Source organism: Arthrobacter sp. Hb9-2 (assembly GCF_059091165.1).
Genome location: NZ_JBNHGJ010000034.1, coordinates 46,225 through 53,683 on the forward strand (window position 1 = coordinate 46,225; position 7,459 = coordinate 53,683).

Below are 7,459 nucleotides of genomic sequence, written 5' to 3' on the forward strand. Positions count from 1 at the left end.
AGCAGGCTCCTACTTGACGATGCCCTTGTCCTTGAGCCAGGCCTCGGCCGCCTCCTTGGCGCCCTGCTTCTGGTCGCCGCTGACAGCACGGTTGAGGTTGATCAGGTCCTCAGTGGTGAGGATCCGCGACACAGAGTTAAGTGCTTCTTTCGCCTTATCCGTCATCTTGGCCTCGTTGTACAGCGGGATAACCTGCTGGGCAATGAAGTTGTTCTTCGGGTCCTCCAGGACCACAAGGTCGTTGTCCGTGATGGACGGGGTGGTGGTGTAGATGTCCGCCACCTGCACCTGGTCTTCGAGCAGGGCCTTGAGCGTCACCGGACCACCGCCGTCGCTGAAGGGTTCCAGCTTCTTGGGCTCGCAGTTGTAGTTGTTCTTCAGGCCCGGCAGCCCGTAGGCGCGCTCAGCGAAGGTGGCCGGGGCTCCCACCACAATCTCGCTGCAGACCTTGGCCAGGTCCTCGATGGACTTCAGCTGGTACTTCTCCGCGGTTGCCTTGGTGACCACCATGGCGTCCTTGTTTTCGGCTTTGGCCGGCTCCAGGACGGCGAGGCCGTCCGGAAGCTTCTCCGGCAGGGCCTTGGCGATGTCCTCCGCCGAGACCTCCTTTGCCTCCTTGTCCACGTGCAGCAGCAGGTTGCCGGTGTAGTCCGGAATTACGTCCACCGACCCGTCCTGGACGGCCGTGAAATACACCTCGCGGGAGCCAATGTTCGGCTTGGTGGTGGCGGTGACGCCGGCCGCCGTGAGCGCCCCTGCATACAGCTCAGCGATGATTTGGCTCTCCGGGAAGTCCGCCGAACCGATCACCAGCGAGGTGGCTCCCCCCGACGCAGTGCCGCTGGTTGCCGGGGCGTTGCTCAGCGGATCTGACGATCCGCCACAGGCGGACAGGGCCATGGCCAGGCCGATTCCGGCGGCCACGCCGCCGAACGCCCGCCTGCCAAAGCCTTGTGGTCGGCTTTCTTTCATGACTTACCTCCTTGTGCCACAGTCTCCGCAACAACGGGGACGGTGAGATCGACCGCAGCCTGCTGACCGCGGTGGGACTGTTTCGAGGCCCCTGGTGACAGGAACAGCCTCTGGATAAGGGCGAGGACAAGATCGACGCCGATGGCCAGCGCGGCGATCAGCAGCGATCCACCCAGCATTTGCGGGAAGTCACTGAGGACGAGTCCGTCGAAAAGGTACCGGCCCAGGCCGCCCAGGTTGATGTAGGCCACCACGGAGACGGTGGCGATCACCTGGAGCACACCGGTCCGGAAGCCGCCGAACATCACCGTCAGGGCGTTGGGCAGTTCTGCCCGGAACAGGACCTGAAGTTCGGTCATTCCCATGGCGCGGGCGGCGTCCACCACGTTGCGGTCCACACTGGAGATGCCGGCATAGGTTCCGGCCAGCAGGGGCGGCACGGTGAGGATCACCAGCGCCCAGACGGGAGGCATCAGACCGATTCCGGCAAGCAGGACAAACAAAGTTAGCAGGCCGAGTGTGGGCAGGGCGCGCAGGGCACCGGCAAGGGCCACGATGGCCACTCTCCCCCGTCCGGTGTGGCCGACGTAGAGGCCGACGGGGACGGCGATTGCGGTGGCGATCAGCATCACGAGCCCCGTGTATTGCAGGTGCTCGACCAACCGTGCGGGAATGCCGGCGCTCCCGGTCCAGCGCAGCGGGTCGGCCAGCCAGGCGAAGGTCTCGGAGAAGACGTTGCTCATGTCGATCCTCCCGCTGGCGCAAGGCTCCTGCCGGGATCAGTCCTGCCGGTGGTGTTCCGCCCACGGTGGCCCCGCCGGCCGGCCCGCTCCCACGGTGTCAGCAGCCGCTCCAGCAGGACCAGGATGGCGTCCATCAGCAGTGCGAGGACCAGGATGGCAAGGATGCCCACCACAATTTCCGTCACGAAGCCCCGCTGCAGCCCCGAGGTGAAGAGCATGCCCAGGTTGCCGACTCCGAGCAGGGCGGCCACACTCACAAGCGAGATATTGCTGACGGAAACAACCCGCAGGCCGGCAAAGAGCACGGGCAGGGACAACGGGAGGTCCACGTGCAGGAAGCGTGCAAGCGGCTTGTACCCCATGGCCACGGCTGCTTGGCTGACGTCCCCGTCCACTGAGTCGAAGGCATCAAGGGCAGCCCGCACCAGTAGGGCAACCGCGTAAATGGTGAGGGCCACCACCACGTTGAGCGGATCCAGGATCCTGGTCCCCAGGATCGTGGGCAGAATGATAAACAGGGCCAGCGAGGGAATGGTGTAGAGCAGCGACGACGCCGTGAGCACTACCGAGCGAAGCACTGGATGCTGCCGCGCCAGCTGGGCCAGCGGGATGGCCACCACCAGTCCCAGCACCATGGGCACCAGGGCCAGCACCATATGCTGGCCGGCCCGTTCCAGGACCATGCCGCTGTTGGCCAGGAACCACTCCATCAGAGCGCAGCCTGCCGTACCTGGCGGGCCTCTTCGATGAGGGCCAGGACTTCGCCACCCCTGACGACGCCGAGTACCCGGCCGTCCGAATCCACGGCAACGCCGAGGCCGGACGGCGAGGACAAGGCCGCATCAAGGGCGCGGCGAAGGCTCTCGCCGGGGCGGAAGAGTGATCCGCCGGGAATCAGTCCGGCAGCGGTTCCGGGGCCCGTCCAGCCGAGCGGACGCCCGTCGGCATCCACCACGAGCTGCCAGCCGGCGGCGGGATTGGAATCCAGGCTGCCGCCGGGATCGCGGACCACCGTCGGCACCTGATGGACGGCGACGCCGTCGGACGCCGTAAATCCGAGGTGGCGGAAACCACGGTCGCGACCCACGAAGGAGGCCACGAAGTCGTTCGCAGGCGCCCTCAGGATCTCCTCCGGAGTGGCGTACTGCGCGAGCTTGCCGCCGGTGGCGAAAACGGCCACCTTGTCGCCCAGTGTTGTGGCCTCGTCGATGTCGTGGGTAACAAAGACGATGGTTTTGGCCAGGTCTTTCTGGAGCCTCAGGAGTTCCTGCTGAAGCTCGTCACGGACCACGGGATCCACGGCGCTGAACGGTTCATCCATCAGGAGGACAGGCGGGTCTGCGGCGAGGGCCCGGGCTACGCCCACGCGCTGTTGCTGGCCGCCCGAAAGCTGTGACGGGTAGCGCTTCCCCAAGGAAGGGGCCAGGCCAACGACGTCGAGCAGTTCCTGGGCGCGTTCCCTGGCGGCGGACTTGGAGACACCGTTGAGCCTGGGCACGGTGGCGATGTTGTCCAGCACCGAGCGGTGCGGCAAAAGTCCGGAGGACTGCATCACATACCCCATGGAACGGCGGAGTTCCGGCGCCGGGACGGTGGTGACGTCCTTGCCCGCTACCGTGATGACGCCTGAGGTGGGCTCGACCATGCGGTTGATCATGCGCAGCGACGTGGTCTTGCCGCAGCCGGAGGGCCCCACAAATACGGTGATGGAACCTGGGCTAATGGACATGGTGAGCTGGTCCACGGCCGGCTGCCCGCCCTGGTACTGCTTGGTGACGCTCTGAAACTCGATCATGGCCTGGTCCATGCGGACTTACCTGTTCTGTTGGACGGCTTCGGAAAGCAACGCGAATTGTCACAGCACGCTGATAGTTACGGTAGCCCAAACCGGACGCGGCAACACCTGCAGTACACCCCAATTCCGGCAAAGGAATCCCTAACTGTAATCATTCGGTACCGGTTCCCGGCCGGATGGGTAGGTGTTGGGCCGGGGCGGGGATGGACATACCGCGGGGTGGTATCCGGGCCTAAAGTGGGGAGGTGACCAACTTGGAAGTTTCCCCGCAACAGGAAGTGTGCCCACCGGCAAAGCCGGAAGGGAGCTCCGGCCCCTGCCTGCAGCTGTGGCCTGAACGTGAAGTACCGCTGGGTGGGGTGCGTGCCATGAATGTCCAGCGGACGCTGCCCCAGCGCGGGCTCCCAACCATCGGCGCGTGGTGCTTCCTGGACAGCTTCGGCCCGGACCGTACCGCGATGTCCGTGCTTCCACACCCGCATATCGGGCTGCAAACGGTGACCTGGCCGCTGGCCGGGACCATCCGGCACCGGGACAGTGTGGGCAGCGATGTGGTGGTGCGGCCCGGCGAGCTGAACATCATGACTGCGGGGCACGGGGTTTCCCATTCTGAGTTCGCAGTGCTTCCGCCGGGGGGCGAACTGCCCCTGCAGCGCGGCCTTCAGCTCTGGGTGGCCCTTCCGGATGGGGAACGGCACCGGCAGCCGGCGTTCGAGCAGCACCGCGACCTTCCCACAGCGGCCGGCGAAGGTTTTACCGCCACCGTGATGGTGGGCGAACTCGGCGGTGCGGTCTCGCCGGCAACGATGTATTCCCCGATTGTGGGAGCGGATGTTTCCTGCGAAGGCAGTGCCGTACTCCCCCTCAACGAGCACTTCGAACACGGCATCCTGGTGCTCGACGGGGGGCTGACGCTGGATGGGCAGGAACTTCCTCCCGGGCCGCTGGGCTACCTTGGCATCGGCCGGCGGGAACTTCAGGTCCAGGCGAAGCCCGGGACGCGTTTCCTCCTGATCGGCGGCGAGCCCTTCCAGGAGGAGCTGCTGATGTGGTGGAACTTCGTGGGACGTACGCACGATGAAGTCGAGCAGGCCCGGGACGCCTGGGAAGCGCAGGCAGTTCTCCCTGACGAGGAGATGGCAGAAGCCCGCTACGGCCTGGTCCCCGGGCACGGTCCTGACGCCGGCCCGGAGGCCGGACGCATCCCTGCTCCCCCGCTGCCGGCCGTACGGCTTACTCCGCGGAAGCGGTCTGTGTAGGGACCCCATCCGGCGAGGGCGTGTCCCTGCTCGCGCTGCGCGTCAGGCCCGTTCTGTTAGCAACTGCAGCACACCGAAGACGGGTTCCTGGTCCAGGACCCGGACATCGGTCACCCCGGCTTCCGCAAGGTGCCGGCGGAAGGAGTCCTGGAGGGGCACCACGTTCATGCCCAGCCCGCCGCCCAGGATGACCGGCCCTGGGATGTCCAGCTGGTGCAGCACCTGCACGGCCAACCCGGCCAGGTCCTGGCCTGCCTGCTGCAGCAGTTCCTGGCTTGCCGGATGGCCCGCTGCTGCCGCCTCCACTACGTGCCGGGCCTGCTGCGCCCAGAAACGGCGTCCGGTGTCCGGTGAGTGGAACTGGGCGATGAGGCGGTTCGGATGGTCCACTCCGCAGGACGCCAGCAGGGCGGCCGTCAGCTGGTCCACTGGAAGGCCCTGGTTCATCCGCCGGAGGCTATAGCGCACAGCCTCCCGTCCCAGCCAATAACCGCTGCCTTCGTCACCCAGCAGGTAACCCCAGCCTCCCGCCCTGGCCTCGGCGCCGTCGGCGTTCCTGCCCCAGGCTGCTGAACCGGTGCCGGCGATCACCGCCACGCCTGTACCGGCATGGCCTGCAGCGAGGAGCAGCCGGGAGTCATGCACCACCGTGATGTGCGCGCCGGGAACGTGCGGTTCGATCAGCCCGGCAAGGGCTGCGGCATCCTCTTCGGTGTCAATGCCGCCGGATCCGGCGTACACGTGGGACACCGTTCCCCCGCCGATCCTGCCAAAGAGGCTGGCCAGGTTGCGGGCAGCCTCATCACGGGTGACGTTTTGGACGTTCGAACTCCCCGCAGACTCGTCGGCCACCGGGACCCCGTTTTCAAAGCGGATGCCGTGCGTTTTCGTGCCGCCGATGTCCAGGCCGATGATGACGCCAGCGGGCGGATTCGTCGGCGGGTTCAGCGTCTTGGCGGGCAGGGCAGAGGGATTCTCGGCGTTCGTCACGTCACAAGGGTACTGGTCACAGGGGTATTGACGTTTCGGGTCCTTCGTCACTGGGAGTTGCCAGCCGGGACCGCCGTTCCACCAGCCCGGCCAGGAGCTCCGGCCCGTCCGTGAGGACCATGGCGCGGAACAGCCGGACGGCAGCCGGTTCAACCTCAGCTTTACGCTGCCGCCAGCTCAGTCCGACCTCGCGGAAGGCCAAAGCCGAGTCCAGGGGCACTTCCACCCAGCCCAGGTTGCCCGTTTCCGCGGTGACGTCCCGCCCGGGGGCATCCCCGCCCGGTGGCAGGATACTGACGCCGAGTCCGGCCGAGACGAGGCCCCTGACGGTATGGGAGTCCTGGCTTTCGAAGGCGATGCGGGGACGGTATCCGGCCTCACGGAACAGGGCATCGGTCAGCGAGCGCATGCCGTAACCGGGGCCGAGTGCCACAAACGGTTCGGAGCGGATGTCCGCTACGGACGCCACGGCTTTGCCCGCGAGCGCATGGGTATGGTGGACCACCAGGCGCAGGGGTTCCCGGTAGAGCGGGGCGGAGAGAAGGTTCCTGCCGGGCGTTGCCACCGGCGCGGTCAGCGCCAGGTCGGACCCGCCCGCCGCGAGCTCGGCCAGGCAGGAGTCGCGTGCTCCCTGGCTCAGCGTAAACACGGCGCCCGGGTGGCGGCTGCGGAAGGCACTGATGAGGAGCGGGAGCGTGGACTCACCAAAGGTGTGCTGGAACGAGACGGAGATTTTGCCGCGGACAACATCGGACTCGTTGCGGACCAGGTCCAGACCGGCCTGGAACTCCGTCAAGGCCCGCTCGATGTAGGGCAGCAGGGACCGGGCGGCCGGGGTGAGGCGCACTCCCCTGCCGTCCCTGACCAGGAGTTCGGTTCCGACGGCGGCGCTGGCCCGCGCCAGTGCCCTGCTCACCGTGGACTGGGGTACTCCAAGGAGTTCGGCGGTTTCGGTGACATGTTCGGTCCGGCCCAGTTCAGCCAGCAGCGGCAAGAGCGGAAGAAGCTGCGCCAACTGCTTGTGGTCGGGCTCCATGCGTCCTTCCTGTTCCAAAGCTGGGAGATGGACATTGTTCCAAATTTGATATGAGTCTGGCATAAAAGATGCATTGGAGGCAGTCATTGGGCCGGGTCTACGCTTGCCACATGCCACACAATCTCCCGCTGCCGGGTCACCAGACGTCCCCGCCAACCTGGGAGGGGCATGCGAAAGGCTCCACGGCGTACGGCCGGATCATTGCCGGCCTGGCCTTCGCCGGGGTAGCGACTTTTGCCCAGCTGTATTCCACCCAGGCCGTCCTGCCGATCCTTGCCTCGGACTTGCGGGTCACCGCCGCAGAGGCCGCGCTGACCATCTCCCTGGCTACGGTAGGACTGGCCGTAACGGTGATCCCGTGGTCCTTCCTTGCGGACAGGATAGGCAGGGTCAAGGCCATGATGTGGGGAATCTCCGTGGCAACAGTGCTGGGCCTGCTGGTGCCCCTGTCCACCAGCTTCGCCATGCTGCTGGGCCTGCGGCTCCTCGAAGGTATGGCGCTTGGAGGGATCCCGGCCATTGCCATCGCCTACCTCAACGAGGAGGTTACCAAGGCCCATGCCGCAGTGGCAGCGGGAAGTTACGTCGCAGGCACCACGCTTGGCGGCCTGGCCGGCCGCCTGGTGGCCGGACCTGCCGGGGAGTTGTGGGGCTGGCGTGCCGC

General features: G+C 66.4%; 8 protein-coding genes. 2 read left to right on the plus strand and 6 right to left on the minus strand.

Annotated features, from left to right (window positions below; all coding sequences use genetic code 11):
- Window positions 1-9 precede the first annotated feature (9 nt).
- Genes AC5RV1_RS17165 through AC5RV1_RS17180 form a run of 4 tightly spaced genes read right to left on the minus strand, consistent with a single transcriptional unit; the run spans window position 10 to window position 3,522 of the window.
- A complete protein-coding gene (locus tag AC5RV1_RS17165) occupies window positions 10-972 on the minus strand; it encodes an ABC transporter substrate-binding protein (protein WP_493995383.1) in 963 nt (320 codons plus the stop codon).
- Window positions 969-1,715: an ABC transporter permease gene (locus tag AC5RV1_RS17170; RefSeq protein WP_493946716.1), complete on the minus strand. Its 747-nt coding sequence runs from the start codon at window positions 1,713-1,715 to the stop codon at window positions 969-971. The genes AC5RV1_RS17165 and AC5RV1_RS17170 overlap by 4 nt, the downstream gene beginning before the upstream one ends.
- The gene (locus AC5RV1_RS17175; protein ID WP_493995384.1) at window positions 1,712-2,425 is read right to left on the minus strand and encodes an ABC transporter permease; all 714 of its coding nucleotides are present in this window, start codon (window positions 2,423-2,425) and stop codon (window positions 1,712-1,714) included. The genes AC5RV1_RS17170 and AC5RV1_RS17175 overlap by 4 nt, the downstream gene beginning before the upstream one ends.
- Window positions 2,425-3,522, minus strand: coding sequence for an ABC transporter ATP-binding protein (locus tag AC5RV1_RS17180; protein ID WP_493995385.1), 1,098 nt, complete (start codon window positions 3,520-3,522; stop codon window positions 2,425-2,427). Before AC5RV1_RS17180 ends, AC5RV1_RS17175 begins: the two co-directional genes overlap by 1 nt.
- A 233-nt stretch (window positions 3,523-3,755) precedes the next feature.
- Here AC5RV1_RS17180 and AC5RV1_RS17185 point away from each other — a divergent pair, with 233 nt between their 5' ends.
- The gene (locus AC5RV1_RS17185) at window positions 3,756-4,769 is read left to right on the plus strand and encodes a pirin family protein (RefSeq protein ID WP_493995386.1); all 1,014 of its coding nucleotides are present in this window, start codon (window positions 3,756-3,758) and stop codon (window positions 4,767-4,769) included.
- Window positions 4,770-4,811: 42 nt separating this feature from the next.
- Here AC5RV1_RS17185 and AC5RV1_RS17190 read toward each other — a convergent pair whose 3' ends face one another.
- Together AC5RV1_RS17190 and AC5RV1_RS17195 are read right to left on the minus strand one after the other, a co-directional pair.
- Window positions 4,812-5,759 carry an N-acetylglucosamine kinase gene (locus AC5RV1_RS17190; RefSeq protein WP_493995387.1) on the minus strand — a complete coding sequence of 316 codons (948 nt, stop codon included), beginning with the start codon at window positions 5,757-5,759 and terminating at the stop codon, window positions 4,812-4,814.
- 16 nt (window positions 5,760-5,775) lie between these two features.
- On the minus strand, window positions 5,776-6,795 hold the full coding sequence (locus AC5RV1_RS17195) for a LysR family transcriptional regulator (RefSeq protein ID WP_493995388.1): 1,020 nt from the start codon (window positions 6,793-6,795) through the stop codon (window positions 5,776-5,778).
- Between the two features lie 110 nt (window positions 6,796-6,905).
- Between AC5RV1_RS17195 and AC5RV1_RS17200 the strand changes: the two genes are divergently transcribed.
- The coding region (locus AC5RV1_RS17200; RefSeq protein ID WP_493995389.1) for an MFS transporter at window positions 6,906-7,459 on the plus strand (554 nt) is incomplete at its 3' end.